Here is a 17,929-nt window from a genome sequence, read left to right on the forward strand (position 1 = left end):
ATGACACATCCTGTGAGCAGGATCGATACGCCGCGCGCCGAGTCGCGCGTTGCATTGCCCGCGTCGCGCGCCGAACTGCGGCGCGAAATCCTCGCGGGCGTGATGACGAGCCTCGCGCTGATCCCCGAGGTCATCTCCTTCTCGTTTATCTCGGGGGTCGAGCCGTATTCCGCGCTCTTTGCCTCTGTGGTGCTGCTTCTCGTTACATCGCTGTTCGGGGGGCGGCCCGCGATGGTCACGGCGGCGGCGGGCTCGGTGGCGCTCGTCGTCGGCCCGATGGTTCGCGCGCATGGCGCAGGCTACATTTTGCCGGCGGTGCTGCTCGGCGGGACGGTCCAGGTGGCATTCGGCTTGATGGGCTTCTCGCGTATCGTGCGCGTCATTCCGCGGTCGGTGATGCTCGGCTTCGTCAACGCGCTGGGCATTCTGATTTTTTGTGCACAGCTGCCGCACGTGATCGACGAGCCATTCGAGGTATATGTGGTCTTCGCGATCACGCTCGCTATCGTGCTGGTCGGCCCGCGATTCTTGCGATCCGTGCCTTCTCCGCTGATCGCGATCGTGGTCGCGACCGGCATTGCCGTCGGGCTGCAATGGAGCGTGCCGACAGTCAGCGGTGCGCATCCCGGCCGAGCGGAGTTGCCGGGGCTCACGGCATGGACAGTACCGCTCGACTTGAGTACGCTGACGATCGTATGGCAGACCGCGACGAGCATCGCGTTCGTGGGGTTGCTGGAAACCTTGCTGACGGCCAAACTCGTCGACGAAATGACGCAGACGCGCTCCAACAAGGGGCGCGAATCTTGGGCGCTCGGGCTCGGCAATCTTTGCGCGGGGGCGTTCGGCGGGATCGCGGGTTGCGCGATGATCGGCCAGACGGTGGTGAACGTCGGTATCGGGCGCGCGCGCACGCGCGTCTCCACGCTCGCCGCTGCATTCACACTGCTTTTGCTCATGACCGGGCTAAGCCCGGTCATGGCGCGTATCCCGACGGCCGCCCTTGCCGCGGTGATGATGGTTGTGGCGGTGAAGACCGTCGATTGGCACAGCTTGCGCCCCGCTACGTTAAAGCGGATGCCGCTGATGGAAACGTCGGTGATGTTTGTCTCCGTCGCGTTGACCGTGTATACCGGCAATCTTGCTCTTGGGGTGCTGGGCGGCGTGCTGCTGGCGATGGTGTTGTTCGCGCGCCGCGTCGCGCATGTCATCAGTACCACGCGCGCCACGTCCGCCGACGGACAAAGCGTGCGTTACGAGGTGCACGGTCCGCTATTCTTCGGCAGCAGCAACGATCTCGTGGACCGCTTCGAGTACGCGACCGATCCGCGCTCGGTGGTCATCGATTTCTCGAAGTCGCAGATCTGGGACGCATCGACGGTGGCCGCGCTCGATTCCATCCAGATGAAGTATCGGCAGCACGACATCGCCGTGGCGTTCACCGGGCTAGACGAACGAAGTCGCGCGTTCCACGCACGACTCAGCGGTAATCTTAACGTCAGCTGAGGGGGCGCGTTGGTGACCCAGTTGCCGATATGTTTTTGCCGAAGACGACAGCCGACGGCGCGCTCGCGCTCGCCGCTCACTTCATATCGCGCGCCACGCGAAAACCATTTGCCGTATAGCGGACGCTGCCGTCGTACTTGAAGCGTGTCGACGACAGCATATACCCCGCGCCGTCGAGCCAGGAGCCGCCGCGAATGACGCGCGATTGGCAAAACGGGTCTTCCCATGACCGCCCGTCGGACGGCGCGTTCTTGTACGAGCTATGCCAGCAATCGCTGACCCATTCCCATACGCCGCCATTCATGTCGTAAAAACCGAGCGGGTTGGGGGCGAACGATCCGACGTCGACCGGCGAATCGGCGCGCCATGGCGGGCCGCAGTCCTTGCAGTTCGCGTGGCCCTTGCTCATCGCATCGCCCCACCAGTAGCGCGTCGTCGTGCCGCCGCGCGCTGCGTATTCCCATTCGGCTTCGGTCGGCAGCCGATAGGGCTTGCCGGTCGTTTTCGTGAGCCACTTCAGATATTGCTGCGCGTCGTCCCAACTTACGTCATGCACAGGTGCGTTCGGAATCTGCGCGCCCTCGCTCGCAGGGCGTTGGCATGCGCCGGCGGCGACACACGTGTTCCATTGGGCGACCGTGACCGGGTATTTGGCAAGCGCGAAGCGATGAGCGATCGTCACCCGATGGGCCGGCTTTTCCGATGGGTCGTCGGAATTGTTGCCCATCGTGAATGTGCCGGAATCGACCTCGATCAGAGCCGGGCAAGTGGCGCAGTCCCTTATCTCATGGCTTGCCGGCAATGCCGGTGAGCGCGGCGGCATCGCGGCCGTAGGCGGTGCGGCCACGGGCGGGGACGCGGGTCGCGAGTAGGTCTGCCCGGGCGATGCAGGCGGTGACGTTGCCGATGGCGGCGGCGAGGGCGGCGGCGAGGGCGGCGGCGAGGGCGGCTGCCCGGCGTTCTGTCGGGCCGCCGGCGACTGCCCTGGGGGGGTCGCGGAAGCCGCCGCACGCAGGCGGGCGATCCGCGCCTGCGCGAGCGGAGCGAAACGGCCGTTCGGATAGGCCTTCAGGTACGCTTCATAGTCGCCCGCGTAAGTGCTGTCCTTGATCGAATCCCAGAACGTGATTTCGTACTGCTCCGCGCTGTCTTTCGGCAGCACCCCTGCGCCGGACCATCCAGGCCCCGCAGCCAATGTCGACGCGATGAGGCCTAGGAAGACGAGTCGTCGCCACATGGTCAGTCTCCTCATTGTTCTGTCCAAGCATCCATCGCGATAGACCCGTAGTGTGCGCGCAGGAAAGAGCCGATAGTCTGTGCGCCAACGCGCAGTACCGGACCTCGCTCATAAGCGAGGATAGGTGCTCGCCGGCATGGATGCGAACCGCCCGGCGCGATGAATCGACGAACGAGGGGACACACCATGCAGCGAAGAACGATGCTCATCGCGTGGGCGGCGGCGGTGCTTGCACCGCGGACGTCGTTCGCTGGTCCGACGGCTTCGCCGCCGGGTGCCGAGGTTTATATCATCTGGCCTTACGACGGCGCTGTCATCAAGGGCGGGTTCTGGGTGCGCATGGGCCTGCGCAACATGGGCCTCTGTCCGAAAGGCATCGATCGCCCCAACGTCGGGCATCATCATCTGCTGATCGATACCGATCTGCCGCCGATGGATCAGCCGATCCCGTCGGACCGAAACCATCTGCATTTCGGTGCCGGCGAAACCGAGGCGCGCATCGAGCTTGCCCCCGGAAGACATACGCTGCAATTGCTGATGGGGGACTACAACCACGTGCCGCACAACCCGCCCGTTCAATCGAAAAAGATCACGATCACTGTGACGTAGCCAGACTCGGAGACAGACGCCATGAACAAGAGATTTGCCTTCGCCGCAGGTGTCGCCCCATTCGTCGCCCCATTCGTCGTCCGAACGATCGCTGCCGCGCTGCTCGTATCGGCACCGCTTGCGTGGGCCGGCAGCACCCCGGCCGACCCGCGCGCCACCGTCTATATCGGCTGGCCCAACAACGGCCAGGTGTTGCCGGCAGGCAAGCCGTTTCGCGTCTGGTTCGGGCTGCGCTACATGGGCGTCGCGCCAGCCGGTGTCAAGTTTCCCAATACGGGGCACCACCATCTGTTGGTCGATACGGACCTGCCGTCCATGGACGACAAAATTCCTTCGGACAGGAATCATCTGCACTTCGGGGCAGGCCAGACCGAGACCATGCTCGATCTTCCGCCCGGCAAGCACACGCTGCAGTTGCTGATGGGCGACTTCGATCACACGCCGCACAATCCCCCCCTCTATTCGAAGAAGATCACGATCATCGTCAAATGACGTGAGTGTCGGCTCGCGGCCGACACGTTCTCCGCAATCTGTTGTCCGCGCACCGTCATACGCCGTTCGAAGCATCGCGAGCGGCGGCACCTGCCTCGGTTCCCCTCATCGCTCAGCGCCAATGCCGGCAAGCCTTCGCGCGCTGCCGAGAGCCTCGCGTCGCGCGCCTGGCATAGCCTGTGCAGTATGAGGTCCGAGCCCGCAACACTTGCAGCTCACTATCCTCGAAGTCCCTTTGCTTAATCTTTTGGAGAACTGTCATGAAAGCGCTGATGATCGAAGACCTGAGCGTCACCAAAGAACTCGACGGCCGTGCAATGTCCGCAGTACGCGGCGGCACGCTGGGCTACTACTGGCCGCTGGCGTATTCGCCCGTGCATGTCACCGATACGACCAATTTCAGTGCGCAGCAGGTCATCGGTCAAACGAACAGTATCGTGAACAACACGGGCAACAACGTCGCTTTCGCGAGCGACATCCACTCGACGGTCAAGCCCCAGCAAACCGCCTCGAACACGATCAACTTCTGATCGTGCGGGCCCCGCCGCCGTGGAGGCGTCAAGCCTCCACGGCCGGCGCGGCCGGGCAGCCGCCGGGCACTCGCTTTTTTCGCGGCAGCATACGAGAACGCCACTTCCTCCGCAGTTCGTCCCATCGATAAACGTCATCCCAGGAGCAGAACGTGAACCATTCGACAGGCCCGGCTCGCGCGTCGATCTTCCGCAGCCACACGCGCGCGTTCTTCGGGCACGCTATCGCAGCGGGTCTCGGTGCAATCGTCCTCTCCGGCTGCATGGACCTGAAAATCCCCGCTTACCAGCGCCCCGACATGCCCGAGAAGACCACCTGGGCGCATACGGAGCGACCGGTGTCGGCGTCCGACACGGTGGACCCGCAGTGGTGGCGTTCATTCGACGACGCATATCTCGATTCGCTCATCGACAAGGCGATCGCCGGCAATGTGGACATCAAGGTGCTCGCCGCGCGCATTCGTGTCGCGGGGGCCGAGATCGGCGAAGTGCGCGCCGGCGCATTGCCGAGCGCCGATTTGGGCGCCGGTGCCGATTTCGAAAAGAGCACGCACCAGCGGCTCACGAAAACCATCAATCTAGGCACCCAGGTCAACTGGGACATCGACATCTGGGGCAAGGTCGAGAAGGGCGTCCAAGCGCAAAAGGCCGAATACCACGCTTCCGAGGCGGACTGGCGCGCCGGTTATCTGACGCTCGTCGCGGGCGTATCGAGCACGTACTTCCAGATTCTTCAATTCGACGATCAGATCGAGCAGGAGCAAAAGACGCTCGCCAAGAACAAGCAGATTCTCGCCATCTATCAGTCCATGCTCGCCGGCGGTCTCGTGCCGCAAACCGAAGTGCTGCGCCAGCGGGCGGAGATCAACGGGCTGGCGAACGAACTCATCGATTTACAGCGCTCGAGAGATCTCGCCGAGAACGCGCTTGCCACGCTCGTCGGCGTCCCGGCCGGCGAGTTCAAGATGCCCGCCGGACACTTGCGCGAGCGCGTCAAGCTGCCCGAGGTGCCGATGGGCTTACCGGCACAGTTGCTGGGCCGCCGCCCCGATGTCGTCGCCGCACAGTACCGCGTGCTCGAATCGTATGACTCGATCGGAGCGGCGAAGCTGGCGCAGTTGCCGAGTATCAGTCTCACCGGCCGAGGCGGCACGGCGGCGTTCGCACTTTCCGATCTGTTCAAGGCGTTCACATTCAGCTTCTTGCCGAGCATCAATCTGCCCATGTTCGATCCGAGCGTGAAAGCGCACATCAGGACGACAGAGGCCCAAAGCGAGGTGGTGGAGCAGCAGTACCGGCAGACTGTGTTCGCCGCCTTCGAGGAGGTCGAGAACGCGCTCGTCAATCTCGACGCGCACAAGAAGCAACGCCTCGAGCTTCAGCAGCAAAACGCGCATCTGCGCGTCGTGGCCGCCCAGATCGAAGCGCAGTTGAAAGAGGGCGTGGTGTCGCAGCTGGAAGTGTTCGAATCGGAGCGCTCGCTCGCAGCCGCGGAACTCGCGCTCGTCGCGAATCATCAGCAGATTCTTACCGATACGGTCACGCTGTACAAGGCGATCGGCGGTGGCTGGCCTGCTGTCGTCGTCGAGAATGCGAGCAGCGATGCCGCGCGCGGCGCCGGGGCCGGCGCTCCAATCGTCAAGTGAACGGTGCACACGTGTAGGTAACCCGACGAGCCCCGATCGGTCCGGATTGACTGCCGTCTTACGTCGCCTACACTTTCCTCACGCTCTCCCCGCTTCGCACGACCCCTTCGTCTCAGGGGAAGCAAGAAAACTGGGGCGGCCCGGCGCTCATCTGCAGGTGTCGAACCATGGCTTCCGATGGTCTTCCGATTGCCGAAATGGAGATGCCGCTCACGCGGCGCTTCGATGTCGTCTTGAAACCGGTATCGCATCCGGAGATCGGCGATATTCGCATCGAGAACGATCTGTTCGCGATAGGACGGGCCGAACCGCCATTTGCGTCCGCGCGTGCCGAGATCGTCGCGGAGCTGTCGCGCCGCCATGCGAAGCTCTTTATCGAGAACGGCGCCGCATACATCGCCGATCTCGGCAGCAAGAACGGTACGATGCTCAACGGTCGCGACGTGCGCGAGAAGCCGCAAGTGCTCCAAGACGGGGATGAGTTGCGCTTTGCCGGGGTACTCGTTTGCCGCGTCGCACTCGTGCCGCGCACGGCAAATCGCGCGGTACGCGATGCGCGTTCGGTGGTCCTTACGCTGACGCCGGAGCGCGCCGACCTCGGTCTCGAGCCGATCGTCGTGACGAGTTTTCCGTTCCTCGTCAGCAAGACGGACGAGACCTTTGCGCGATACCGCGATGCTTATCCCCATCAAGTGAATTACCTGTCGCGCCGTCACGCGCACGTGTTCGCCGAAAACGGCGAGCTGTTCGTCGAGGATCTCGGCAGCACGAATGGCACGTTCGTCGAGGGAACCCGTCTCGAGGAGCGTGCGGTACGACTCGAAGACGGCGCGCTGCTCGCTTTTGGCGGCAATCACTTCGCGTATCGCGTGGGTATTCGCCGCGGCAGCGTTGCCGATCCGACGCTGACGCAGATGCAAGCGCAAGCCCGGACGCAGATCGAAGCCCCGGCAGATGCTGGGCAGCGCGCCGAGCCCGCGAACGCCGGATCCGCCACCGTACCCGCGGCCATGCCGTTGGCGGATATGGACAGGACGACGTTCATCGCTGCCCCGCACTCGTTTCTCGACATCTTCTGCGTCGATCCCGCGGGAACGCAGGAAGACGGAGCGAGCCGCGGCACCGCGGCGGCGAAATCGAGCGGCGCCGCGCATGAAGCGCCAAGGCGCCGGGGCGCAATCGAGACGTTCATCGACGAACTATCCATCGCGCTGGGCGGCAACGCCGCGCCGGACATGCGGCGCATCGGCCGCTGGGGCGCAATCGCATTCGCGCTCGTCTGTGCGCTCGTCGCAACGCTCTATCTGCGAGGCAGCCCGCAACGCGATATGAGAGCGCTCATGGCGGCTGGACGCTTCGATGCGGCGGCGCAATTGGCGAACGGCTACCTGGCACGGCATCCGGGCGACGCCGCGTTCGAGGCGGCAGGCGCCGAAGCGCTGATCAAGGCGAAGGTGCCGGACTGGCTTGCGGCGTTAAAGGCGAACGCGTTCGACCGGGCGCGCGCCATGGCCGCCGAGATGCAGGGATTGGCGAGCCACAACCGGGAGGCGGCGCCGCTCATTGCCGAGCTCGTCTGGATGGGCGAGCTCGAATCGTTCTGGAGGGGACGCGGCGGCTCGGACGCGCCGATCAGGATCTATCGCGACGAGGTCCCGATCACGTCACTGATCACGCGCTGGAACGATGACCCGAACGAGCATCAGCGCGCACTCGAGCAAATCCTGTCGTATCTGCCAGCGTTCAGCGAACCGTATGCTGACGCCCTTAGCCATCTGCGCAAGCTTCAAACCGACGACTCGGTGTACGTGGCCGCGCTCGAGCGTCTGAAAGCGGCCATCGAAGCCGCGCTCAACGACGCGCGCACCGACCGGCTCGATGCGCTGCCCGCGATGATCGACGACTACAGCGAGCGGTATCCGCGCCTGGCGGGCTTGTCGCTCCTGCGCGACGATCTGCGCGCTTATCGGCAGATCGAGCGCGATGCGCGTGCCGGCCGGGCGCAGGCGGCAGCGGACGAACTCGCGTCGGTACACTTCGCGACGCCGCCGTTTCAAGTGCGAATTCCAAAACTGCAAGCGCTGAGCGCATCGGCATCGGGGAGTGCGAGGTGAGCGCCGCGCGCGAGCCGCGTCGCCTCGAGCCGTTGAACGAGGCGCTCGAGGAGCACGGTGCCGAGGGCATCGCGATCCTCACCGAAGAGCCGCGGCGAATCATCGAGGCAGCCGTCGTCGCAGTTGCGGCACTGATCGTCATCGCGCTCGCGTGGTCGTTCATCGGACGGGCGGACGTGATCGTGACAGCCGATGGCGCGCTTGCACCCGAATCGGAAGTGCGTCGCATCTATGCGCCTGTCGACGGCGAGCTCGCCGATATCTATATCGCCGAAGGGCAGCCTGTGAAGAAGGACGACGTGATCGGCCGCATCAACGCGCGCGGCGCCATCGAAGCCGCGACGAACGCGCTCGACGCACGCTTGAAACTCGAGGACGCCGAGCATGAATGGCAGCAGTTTCCGCAAAAAAAAGCATTGATGCAGCGTAAGGCAGACGCGCTCAAAGCGCAGATCGAAGTGGCGGAGCACCAGCACGAAAACCGCATCGCCGAGGGCACGAGCAAGCTCGCGCAAGCGCAAAAGGCGCAGCTCGACGCGGCGCGCAGCAACATCGACAACGCGGCGCGTGCGCGCGATCTCGCGAAAGGCGAGGCGGACAAGTTCGCACGCCTTTTCACGTTGCCCGGCGGCGGAGGCGTATCGCAAACGCAGGTCGAGGAAAAGAAAAGCGCATACCTGCAATCCGAGAACAACGTGCGCATCGCACAGGCCAAGCTCGCGGAACTCGAGGCGCAATCGAGCCACGAGTTCGCGCAGGCCAAGGCGCAGCTCGAAGGCAGTGGCGAGACGCTCACGAATCTGCGCATCGAATACGACGCGACGCTGCGCGACATCGCCAATACGGAAGACAAGCTGCGCCTCCAGGTGCAAACAGCACGCCTTGCCGCCGATGCCGCTGCGCGCATTCGCTTCGAAAATATCGACAAGGACAATTTTCTGCTCGTACTTGCGCCGGTCTCGGGGGTCATTACCGACGTGACGACCACGCAGCCCGGCGACAAGATCCAGGCCAACACGCCGCTCGGCGGCATCGCGCCGGCCAACGCGCGGCCCGTCGTGAAGGTGGAGATCGCCGAACAGGATCGCGCCTTCTTGCGAGAGGGCCAGCGCGTGAAGCTCAAGTTCAACGCGTTCGCCTATCAGCGCTACGGCGTGATCTCGGGCGTACTCGAATACATTTCGCCGGCGACGAAGCCCTCGGCGCGCACGAAGCTGCCGGTCTATGAAGGCCGTGTCACGCTGGCGCGCGACTATTACGCGATCGGCGATACCAAATACCCGTTGCGCTACGGCATGACGGCGACCGCGGAAATCGTCGTGCGCGAGCGCCGCCTCATCGATTTTGCGCTCGACCCGTTCCGTCAGGTCGCCGGATAAGCGGCAAGGATACGAACCAGGCATAGGAGACCGATATGGCGTCAATCGTGCGAATCGACGACGAAGTCATCGATACCGAAGACTTCGTCAGAATGCTGAAGCTCACGGGGCAATTCGAAAGCCTCGTCGAGCAGCAAGTCCGCGACCGGCTCACGGTCATCGCCGCGAAAAAGCTCGGCGTGAGCGTGTCGGACGACGAGATTCAGGCGCGCGCCGACCAGTTTCGGCGGGTGCGCGGCTTGCACCGCGCGGCGGACATGAACCGCTATCTCGACGCGTTCGGGGTGAGCCTCGACGAGTTCGAGGCATTCGTGACCGACACGCTCTACCAGGAGAAGATGCTTGCCGAGATCGGCTCCGACGAGGCGGTCGAGGCGTACTTCAAGCTCAATTCGCCGAAGTTCGACAGCGTCGAGGTGAGTCATATCGTACTCGAGTCGGAAGGGCAGGCACGCGAGATGATGTCGATCCTTGCCGACGATCCGGAGAGCTTCGCTGACATGGCACGCGAACATTCGATCGCCGACACGCGCGAGAGTGGAGGCGTGATCGGCAAAGTGCTGCGCGGCTCGCTCAAGACCGAGATCGAAGCGAAGGTCTTCAATGCGCAAGCCGGCGACCTGATTGGCCCCTTCGCGGCTCCCGACGGCTCTTTCTACGAGATTTTCTCGGTGACGGCGAAATATCCGGCGACGCTCGACGCCGACGTCGCATCCGAAGTACGGCGCGTCTTGCGTGAGGAATGGTTGGCCGCGCGAGCTCAGGAACACATCATCGAAGCGCGCTGAAACGCGACGAAAGGCGAATATCCATGGACGCGCAAATCCCGGTACCGGCCGAAGTTCAGTCCCTAGTGGAATTTCTGTCCACGGTCGAACCGTTGTCGCTCTTTACGCGCGATGAACTCGAGCGCCTCGCCGGGCAGGCGCTGCCGCGCACGTTTGCATTCGGCGATACCGTGTGCAGCCGCGGTGAGCCCGCCGACGGGCTTTTCGTGGTACGTGCCGGCACGGTGCGTCTTTTCATCGAGGAGCACGGCAAGGAGACGAGCCTCGGCGTGCGCAAGGCCGGCGAAGCGTTCGGCGAAATCGCCATGTTGCGCACGTACTGGCATGAGGCCTCGGTGCGAGCCTCGTCGAAGGCCGAACTGGTGTTCATTCCGCGCACGGCGATCGAGGCGGCGCTTGCCGGCAACGACGCCGCGCGTTCGTTCGTGACGAGTTACGTGGCGCTCAGCTCGGCCGGCGGTTTTGTCGCACGGCTTTTCGATTTGCGCGGCAAGCTGACACGCGCGGAGCTTGCCGAATACGTTTCGAGCGTAGGCGTCAAGCGTGTCGGGGCGGGCAAGGCCATCCTGGAGCAGGGGTCTCGCGACGATATGCGGCTTTACGTCGTACGCCAAGGCGAAGTACGCGTGACATATCGAGCGGACAGTGAGGATTATCCGCTCGCCACGCTCGGCGCCGGCGCCGTTTTCGGTGAGCGCGCTTGCGTGCTGCGGCAGGAACAGCAGGCCACGGTGACGGCCGTCACGGAAGTGCGGCTCATCGTGATTCCCGAAAAGACGCTGCACTTCATGCTCGAGCGCAACCCGAAGCTGCGCGAAGTACTCGAAGAGCGCATCCGCTTCATGGACCGCGAGCTGCAGCGGCACAAGCTCCTCGCCGAGCGGCGTAAGCGTCCCGTCACGCTCGATCTCGGCGCAAGCGAGGAATTCGGCGCGAAGCTCATCAAGCGCTTCGCGCTCGTCGAGCAGGCGGAGGAGATGGATTGCGGTGCGGCCTGTCTCGCGATGATCTGCCGCCACCACGGTATTCCGATGACACTCGGCAAGCTGCGCGAGCTCGCCAATGTCACGACACAAGGCGCAACGCTCGATAGCCTCGCGCGCGCGGGGGAGTCGCTCGGCTTCACGGCACGCGGCGTGCAATGCACCTACGAGGCAATGCGCGGTTTCGATTTGCCGTTCATCGTGCACTGGGAGGGCTATCACTACGTCGTCGTCTATGGTGTCTCGAAGCGCTGGGTGCGTGTCGCGGACCCGGCGCTCGGGTTTCGCAAGCTCACGCTCGAGGAGTTCGAGCGCGGCTGGAGCGGCACATGTCTGCTCCTGGCGGCCGGCGAGGCAAGCACGCGAGACGCGGCGTCGCGCTCGCCATGGGTGCGCTTCGTCGGCTATCTGAGGCCGTACAAGAAGATCCTTGCGCATCTTTTTCTTGCGACGTTCGTCATTCAGGTGCTCGGCATTGTCCCGCCGCTCATCATTCAGAACATCCTCGATGGCGTCGTCGTTCACCAGAACGTGAGCCTGCTCAATCTGCTCATCGTCGGCCTCGTCATTTCGAATCTGTTCACGCAACTGATGTCGACGATTCGTGCGTATCTCTCGAACTTCATGGTGCGCAGCCTCGACTTTTCGATGATGTCGCAGTTCTTCAAGCACACGATGTCGCTGCCGCTCGGGTTTTTCGCCAAACGCAAGACGGGCGATGTCTTCGCACGCTTCCAGGAGAACCAGACGATCCGCGCGTTCCTGACCGAATCGACGGTGACGACGGTGCTCAATCTGCTGATGATCGTCATCTACTTCACGGTGATGTTTCTCTATAACGTGCAGATGACGTTGCTCCTGATTGCGTTCGTCTTGCCGATCATGGCGTTGACAGCGATCGCCACGCCGAGGATCAAGCGGTTTGCGCGCGACGTGTTCGCGGCGTCGACGGACGCGAAATCGCTACTGATGGAGACGCTGGGCGGCATCGAAACCGTCAAGGGCATGGGCATCGAGCGGCCCGTGCGGCTCAAGTGGGAGCGCAAGTACGCGAAAGCGCTCGACGTGCAGTACCGCGCCCAATCGTTTCATATCCTGGTTGCGCTTGGCAGCCAGTTGCTCAATGCCGCCACGACGATCGTGATCCTCTGGGTTGGCGCGAAGCTGGTGCTCGCACAGGAGTTGAGCATCGGTCAGTTGATTGCGTTCAACGCTTTCATGGGTAGCGTGCTCGCGCCGTTGATGGGGCTCGTGGGGCTGTGGAGCCTGATGAACGATGCGGCGGTGGCGATGGAGCGGCTCGGCGACGTGCTCGACATCGAGCCCGAGCAAAAGCCCGCCGAATGCGCCTCACGCGTGCTGCTCCCGGACCTGCAGGGCGATATCAAGCTGAGCGGCGTCTACTTTCGCTACGGCAGCAACGAAACGCCCTATGTGCTCGAGAACATCAGCTTCGACATCAAGCCGGGCGAAATGGTGGCGATCGTCGGCAGAAGCGGCTCGGGCAAGACGACGCTCGCGAAGCTGCTCGTCGGTTTCTATACGCCGACGGATGGCAAGATCGTCGTCGACGGCTACGACATGAGCAACGTCGATCAAGCGTATTACCGCGCGCAGATAGGCTACGTCATGCAGACCAACCTGGTGTTTTCGGGCTCGATCGCCGAGAACATCGCGTGCGGCGATGCAAGTCCGGACCGGCGCCGCATCGAGGAGGTCGCGAAGATGGCCGACGCGCATGCGTTCATCAGCAAGATGCCGCTCGGCTATGAGCAGATCGTCGGCGAGCGCGGCGTGGGGCTGTCGGGCGGTCAGATCCAACGGCTTTGCATCGCGCGTGCGCTTTATCACAACCCGAGGCTGATCGTGTTCGATGAAGCGACTTCGTCGCTCGACACGCAATCGGAGAGCAACATCCTCGCTAACATGCAGGAGATCCTGGCGGGACGCACGGCCGTGATCATCGCCCACCGTCTGAGCACGATCATGCGCGCCGACAAGATTCTTGTACTGTATGACGGCGCGATCGTCGAAGACGGGCGGCACGATGAACTCGTGCAGCGCAAGGGCATGTACTACCAGCTGGTTCAGAAGCAGTTGACGCCATGAAACTCTTCAACCCTGTCGGCCTCGGCAGCACGACCGTCTCCTACGCCGGCCTTTTGGAGAAGATCGAGATCTTCCGCTCGATGCTGCGCTGGGCGCCCAAGCTCGAGCGCGGCGATATCGAGAAGCTCCTCAATCAGGCGAACACGCTGCGCGACGACGTCATGCAGCTCTCGCGCAAGGAGCGTTTCGTCGAGGCCGCGGAGGTCGAGCCGACGAACGCTGTCAGCGCGCCCGAACTCACGGCTCGCATGCGCAGGCAGGCGCTCATCGATCGCAGCTTCATCTTCGAAGGGACCTTCGGCGACAATCCGACGCTGCTCGCCGCGCTCGAGATCGCAGAAAAGGCCGCGCCGACGGACCTGCCGGTGCTCATCGATGGCGAGAGCGGCACGGGCAAGGAACTGATGGCGAAGGTCATTCACGCGAACGGCTCTCGCCCGGACAAACCCTATATCTCCGTGAACTGCGGCGCCATTCCGGACAATCTGCTCGAGTCCGAACTCTTCGGCCATAAGAAGGGTGCGTTCACGGGGGCGTCCAGCGATCGCAAAGGCAAGTTCGAAAGCGCGCACACGGGTACGATCTTTCTCGACGAGATCGGTGAGCTGCCGCTAAGCGGCCAAGTGAAACTCTTGCGCGTGCTCGAGGCCCATGAAATCCAGCGCGTGGGATCGGACGAGACGATCGCGGTCGACACCCGCATCGTCGCCGCGACCAACCGCAACCTGCGTCAGATGAGCGAGCAGGGCCGCTTTCGCGAGGATCTTTTCTATCGGCTCAGTGTGATTCACCTGACGCTCCCGGCCTTGCGCGAGCGGCGCGACGAAATCCCGCTGCTTTTCTCGTACTTCGGTGACGAGGCGGCGGAAGTGCTCAAGCGTCGGCCTGTCAAAATGACGCCGAAGCTGCGCGAGTTTCTGCTCAACTACGCATATCCCGGCAACATCCGCGAGTTGCGCAATCTCATCTATCGAATCTCCTGTCTCGCGGGCGACGTAGCCGAGCTCCATCATCTGCCCGAGGACATTCGACCGCGCGAGCAGCCTGGACTCGCCGCGGTTTCGGCGATGAACCGGGATGCGGACAGCGGCGACGGCATTCAGAGCGCCGCGTCAGCGCCGATCTCGCTCTCGGAGGCAAAGCGCGCCGCGAGCGATGAGGCCGAACGCGCTTTTCTCGAACGCGGGCTGCAGGAAACGGGCGGCACGGTGGCCGAACTCGCGCGACGCTGCGAGATGAATCGCTCGCATCTGCAAATGCTGCTCAAGAAGCACGGCATTCGATCGAAGGACTTTCGTCATCAGAGCGGCACCGCGTCGGGGAAGGGCTAGCCGTAGCCGTTACCGCGCGACGGAAGGATTGACGAGCGTCCGGTCGGCGGCACCCGGGTCGTCGACGCGTATGACGATGACGGATACGTTGTCGCGACCGCCTTCGCGCAGCGCCATCTCGACGAGCGCATGCGCGGCCTCGGCGCACTCGCTTCGCGCAAGTGCGAGGGTGAGCGCGATGTTCGTGTCGCCGACTTCGTTCGTGAGCCCGTCGCTGCAAAGGAGGAACACGTCGCCGTCGCACAGGTCGACACGCGCCTCCTCGATCTCGAGCCAATCCGCCGCGCCGATTGCGCGCGTGATCAGGTGATGTGCCGGATGATTACGCGCTTCTTCGCCCGTCAGATAGCCCTGCGCTCTCAGTTCTTCGACTTGGCTGTGGTCGCGCGTGAGCTGCCGCAGCGATGTATCGCGGTAGCGGTAGACGCGGCTGTCGCCCGCCCATAGCAGGGCACAACTGCGTCCGCTCGCGAGGCACGCTACCACCGTGCTGCCGATCGCGCGCACGCCGCGCCGCGCAGCTTCCTCGCGCAACCGCAGGTTCACCGATTGAAGCGCGTCGCGTGCCGCGGCGACGAACTCAGCGAGGCTGTCGGGCTCCGGAAGCGCCGCGAGTGCATCGACGACCAGGCGGCTTGCCACGTCTCCCGCCGCGTGCCCGCCCATGCCATCGGCAACGGCCCACAGGCCGCGCTGCGGCATATCGAGGCAAGCATCCTCGTTGATGTTGCGCACGTGGCCGACGTCGCTGCGCGATGCCGATGTCCAGATGAGTTCGGTTGCCATGAGCCACCGCCTGAATCGTTTCAGCCCAGCCCGTTCCTGCCGTTTTCACCCGCGACGACGGTGAGATTCGCGTTCGAGCCCGCGTTGTTCACATCGATATTCTGAAACTGATTGACGATCTGATTCGCGTAGAACGTGTTGTTGGTCTGATAAAGATTGACGACGGGGCCGACACTCGGCACGGGTGGCGCGAATGGCTGAATCCAGCCGAAGACCCAGGGCGCGCCTGCGCCCCGGATGAGCGACATCGCGTGGCGCGGCATTTCACGCGTCGTATTCAAGTCGGTGATCCTGATGACGGCCATGACCGATCTCCTTCATGTTGCGGTGGCGGGTGCTTAGGAACGATACGCGGGAGGACGGAGGACCGCCACGCGCTTCTCGCCGGATCACGCAAGCGTTATGCCATGAGGCCCTGTGCGTGCGATGTGAGCAGTGCCCTCGTTGGAAGCCGCGTCCCGCAAGCCGCCGGCGCACGCGGCGCCATAGCCGTCGTCTCCCCGCATTCCGCTCGCCCGTGCGAAGTGTCGGTGCACGGCCGACAACGACGTTGCGGCAGTGCGAGCCGAACCAACACGAGACCGCCCCCGCCGGGTGATCGTCGATATCGATCGAGCGATGCTCACACACCAACACAATGCCGCTTGGAATGTTGGGCCCAGACAGACGAATCGCTCCCGTGAGCAGCAGTGAATTCCGCACAGCCTTGCTGCATAAGGCTTCGAGCAATTGGCATAGTCGATGCAGAGTAGTCGGCAACAGGCAAACCTCTTCGAACCGTGGAACTTGCCGATATCACTCAGACGGACGAGCGCCATGAACACCGACCTCCAACCAGCCGAAACCGAATACGCCATCGGCGCTCATTTGGTCTCGCGTCGTGCCGGCTACAGCCATCACGGCATCTACGTCGGCAACGGCAACGTCGTTCACTACGCGGGCTTTTGCACGACCCTCCATCGCGGTCCGGTGGAAGAAGTGTCGCTCGAGCGGTTTGCCGCGGGGCATGGGATAGAGGTCATCGATGAATCGAATGCCCGCTACGCCGGCCTCGAAGCCGTACAACGCGCGCGCTCGCGCCTTGGCGAAAACCACTACCGGCTGCTGACCAACAACTGCGAGCACTTTTGCACGTGGTGCCTCGAAGGGGCGGCCCGCAGCGAACAGGTCCGCGAGTGCGTGCGGCATCCGGCCATTGCGATGCGTGCGATGACGGGCATGTATCGCGCCTTCATCGCAGCTCGCCGTCAGTACCACGCGCCGTCCGACATCGGCCGCATGGCGCTCACGGCGTGAGCACAAGACCCTTCACCCATCACTGACAGCCGCACGACGACTGCCCGCCACCGAACCGACAGGGAGACGACAAATGAATACCGACCACGCATCCTCTGCCACAGCGCTTCGTCAACTGGTCGACAAGTGGCTGGCTCCCACGCCGTCCGTACCGGCTCGCGTAACGCGCGTTGGCCGCATGACGCCCGCCCGGCATCGCTATGTGCTCGTTGAAACCGCCCATACGACAGGCACGCTCTCGATCTTCTTCTTCCGGCACGACGATGGTTCGTGGTGCGTATTCCCGCCTGCCATTACACGTCCTGCGATGTTGCGACTCGCTGCTTGATTCCGAGATACGCGGGAGTTCGAGCGTCGAGTATGACGGTCCCGGTGCGCGCTAACGCAGCAGCGTGGTGCGCACGCTGCCCTTGCCGAAGAACGGCCCGACCGATTCCGCCTTTTCGACGACGGTTGTCTGAGGAAAACCGGTGAATGTTTGCCGACGCGTGAACAGCGTTCGATGGACTTGAACCATCGAGCCGCCTGTGATAGCGGACATCGCTTGCCTGTCGAGCTCGACGCTCTCCGGTAGATCTTGAATCACGAGCGTGGCCATGGGGGACTCCGCGCGACGAAATGGCGTGACGATGTGTCGGCGCCTCCGAGGCCTGCCGGCCGAGCAAGCGCGCAACGTGCCATTCAGTATAGGAGGCGATGCGGGTATTCGCACGCCGAGCGCTGCCATAAAAAAGGCAACCGAGACGGGGGAGCCTCGGTTGCCTTGATCGGCGAGTGCCGCCGGCGGCTCACAGACGAAAGCCGGTACTCGCGAACTGCGACGGATTGACGTTGAACTTGAGCGGGCCCAAATCCGCGCCGATGACGCCGTTGTTGTTGAGAGCATTGACGACGACAGCCTGATTCTGCTCGATGTTCTGGCTCACGCCGACAGTGACATTGGCGATGGGGCCGAGCCCCGCGAGCCACGAATTGGTGCCGCCGCGAATCCGGGACATGACCTTGCGGTCGAGTTCCGAGTCGGGCGCCAACTCGCGAATGACGATGGATGACATGGCGTTACTCCGAAAAAGGGTGGTGGCGGGGCGAGAGAGGCGGCGCCCGGCCGGGGCCGGCCATGGAGGCT

At 63.5% G+C, this 17,929-nt stretch carries 17 protein-coding genes; 12 read left to right on the plus strand and 5 right to left on the minus strand.

Translation table 11 applies throughout. The features are described from left to right. Window positions 1-1,503 carry a SulP family inorganic anion transporter gene (locus tag GWC77_RS06345; protein WP_173256051.1) on the plus strand — a complete coding sequence of 501 codons (1,503 nt, stop codon included), beginning with the start codon at window positions 1-3 and terminating at the stop codon, window positions 1,501-1,503. A gap of 76 nt (window positions 1,504-1,579) precedes the next feature. Here GWC77_RS06345 and GWC77_RS06350 read toward each other — a convergent pair whose 3' ends face one another. Next, window positions 1,580-2,740, minus strand: coding sequence for a formylglycine-generating enzyme family protein (locus GWC77_RS06350; RefSeq protein WP_173256052.1), 1,161 nt, complete (start codon window positions 2,738-2,740; stop codon window positions 1,580-1,582). Window positions 2,741-2,926: 186 nt separating this feature from the next. Here GWC77_RS06350 and GWC77_RS06355 point away from each other — a divergent pair, with 186 nt between their 5' ends. The 9 genes from GWC77_RS06355 to GWC77_RS06395 all read left to right on the plus strand — a co-directional run bounded on the left by GWC77_RS06355 (window position 2,927) and on the right by GWC77_RS06395 (window position 14,721). After that, window positions 2,927-3,349 (plus strand): DUF4399 domain-containing protein, encoded by a 423-nt coding sequence (locus GWC77_RS06355; protein ID WP_173256053.1) that lies wholly within the window; start codon window positions 2,927-2,929, stop codon window positions 3,347-3,349. Between the two features lie 21 nt (window positions 3,350-3,370). Further along, complete coding sequence (locus GWC77_RS06360) at window positions 3,371-3,841, plus strand: DUF4399 domain-containing protein (protein ID WP_173256054.1); 471 nt, start codon at window positions 3,371-3,373, stop codon at window positions 3,839-3,841. A gap of 260 nt (window positions 3,842-4,101) precedes the next feature. Then, window positions 4,102-4,371 carry a hypothetical protein gene (locus GWC77_RS06365; protein ID WP_173256055.1) on the plus strand — a complete coding sequence of 90 codons (270 nt, stop codon included), beginning with the start codon at window positions 4,102-4,104 and terminating at the stop codon, window positions 4,369-4,371. 224 nt (window positions 4,372-4,595) lie between these two features. Further along, window positions 4,596-6,017 carry an efflux transporter outer membrane subunit gene (locus GWC77_RS06370; protein ID WP_367949009.1) on the plus strand — a complete coding sequence of 474 codons (1,422 nt, stop codon included), beginning with the start codon at window positions 4,596-4,598 and terminating at the stop codon, window positions 6,015-6,017. A 167-nt stretch (window positions 6,018-6,184) separates the two neighbouring features. Next, on the plus strand, window positions 6,185-8,131 hold the full coding sequence (locus GWC77_RS06375) for an FHA domain-containing protein (RefSeq protein ID WP_173256056.1): 1,947 nt from the start codon (window positions 6,185-6,187) through the stop codon (window positions 8,129-8,131). Continuing rightward, window positions 8,128-9,510, plus strand: coding sequence for an HlyD family efflux transporter periplasmic adaptor subunit (locus GWC77_RS06380; RefSeq protein WP_173256057.1), 1,383 nt, complete (start codon window positions 8,128-8,130; stop codon window positions 9,508-9,510). Before GWC77_RS06375 ends, GWC77_RS06380 begins: the two co-directional genes overlap by 4 nt. A 35-nt stretch (window positions 9,511-9,545) precedes the next feature. Continuing rightward, entirely contained in the window at window positions 9,546-10,298 is a 753-nt protein-coding gene (locus GWC77_RS06385; protein WP_173256058.1) for a peptidylprolyl isomerase, read from the plus strand. A gap of 23 nt (window positions 10,299-10,321) precedes the next feature. Next, on the plus strand, window positions 10,322-13,390 hold the full coding sequence (locus GWC77_RS06390) for a peptidase domain-containing ABC transporter (RefSeq protein WP_173256059.1): 3,069 nt from the start codon (window positions 10,322-10,324) through the stop codon (window positions 13,388-13,390). Then, entirely contained in the window at window positions 13,387-14,721 is a 1,335-nt protein-coding gene (locus GWC77_RS06395) for a sigma-54-dependent Fis family transcriptional regulator (RefSeq protein WP_173256060.1), read from the plus strand. The genes GWC77_RS06390 and GWC77_RS06395 overlap by 4 nt, the downstream gene beginning before the upstream one ends. Window positions 14,722-14,730: 9 nt before the next feature. Here GWC77_RS06395 and GWC77_RS06400 read toward each other — a convergent pair whose 3' ends face one another. Both GWC77_RS06400 and GWC77_RS06405 read right to left on the minus strand, forming a co-directional pair. Beyond that, window positions 14,731-15,507 carry a PP2C family serine/threonine-protein phosphatase gene (locus GWC77_RS06400; RefSeq protein ID WP_173256061.1) on the minus strand — a complete coding sequence of 259 codons (777 nt, stop codon included), beginning with the start codon at window positions 15,505-15,507 and terminating at the stop codon, window positions 14,731-14,733. 20 nt (window positions 15,508-15,527) lie between these two features. Further along, window positions 15,528-15,812 (minus strand): hypothetical protein, encoded by a 285-nt coding sequence (locus GWC77_RS06405; protein ID WP_173256062.1) that lies wholly within the window; start codon window positions 15,810-15,812, stop codon window positions 15,528-15,530. A 511-nt stretch (window positions 15,813-16,323) separates the two neighbouring features. Between GWC77_RS06405 and GWC77_RS06410 the strand changes: the two genes are divergently transcribed. Both GWC77_RS06410 and GWC77_RS06415 read left to right on the plus strand, forming a co-directional pair. Further along, on the plus strand, window positions 16,324-16,803 hold the full coding sequence (locus GWC77_RS06410) for a lecithin retinol acyltransferase family protein (protein WP_173256063.1): 480 nt from the start codon (window positions 16,324-16,326) through the stop codon (window positions 16,801-16,803). Window positions 16,804-16,876: 73 nt separating this feature from the next. Further along, window positions 16,877-17,131, plus strand: a complete 255-nt coding sequence (locus GWC77_RS06415; protein ID WP_173256064.1) for a hypothetical protein — start codon at window positions 16,877-16,879, stop codon at window positions 17,129-17,131. Window positions 17,132-17,182: 51 nt separating this feature from the next. Here GWC77_RS06415 and GWC77_RS06420 read toward each other — a convergent pair whose 3' ends face one another. Then, window positions 17,183-17,401, minus strand: coding sequence for a hypothetical protein (locus GWC77_RS06420; protein WP_173256065.1), 219 nt, complete (start codon window positions 17,399-17,401; stop codon window positions 17,183-17,185). A 190-nt stretch (window positions 17,402-17,591) separates the two neighbouring features. Then, a complete protein-coding gene (locus tag GWC77_RS06425) occupies window positions 17,592-17,858 on the minus strand; it encodes a hypothetical protein (protein WP_173256066.1) in 267 nt (88 codons plus the stop codon). Window positions 17,859-17,929: the final 71 nt, after the last annotated feature.

It is taken from the genome of Paraburkholderia sp. NMBU_R16 (assembly GCF_013282575.1).
Lineage (GTDB): Bacteria > Pseudomonadota > Gammaproteobacteria > Burkholderiales > Burkholderiaceae > Trinickia.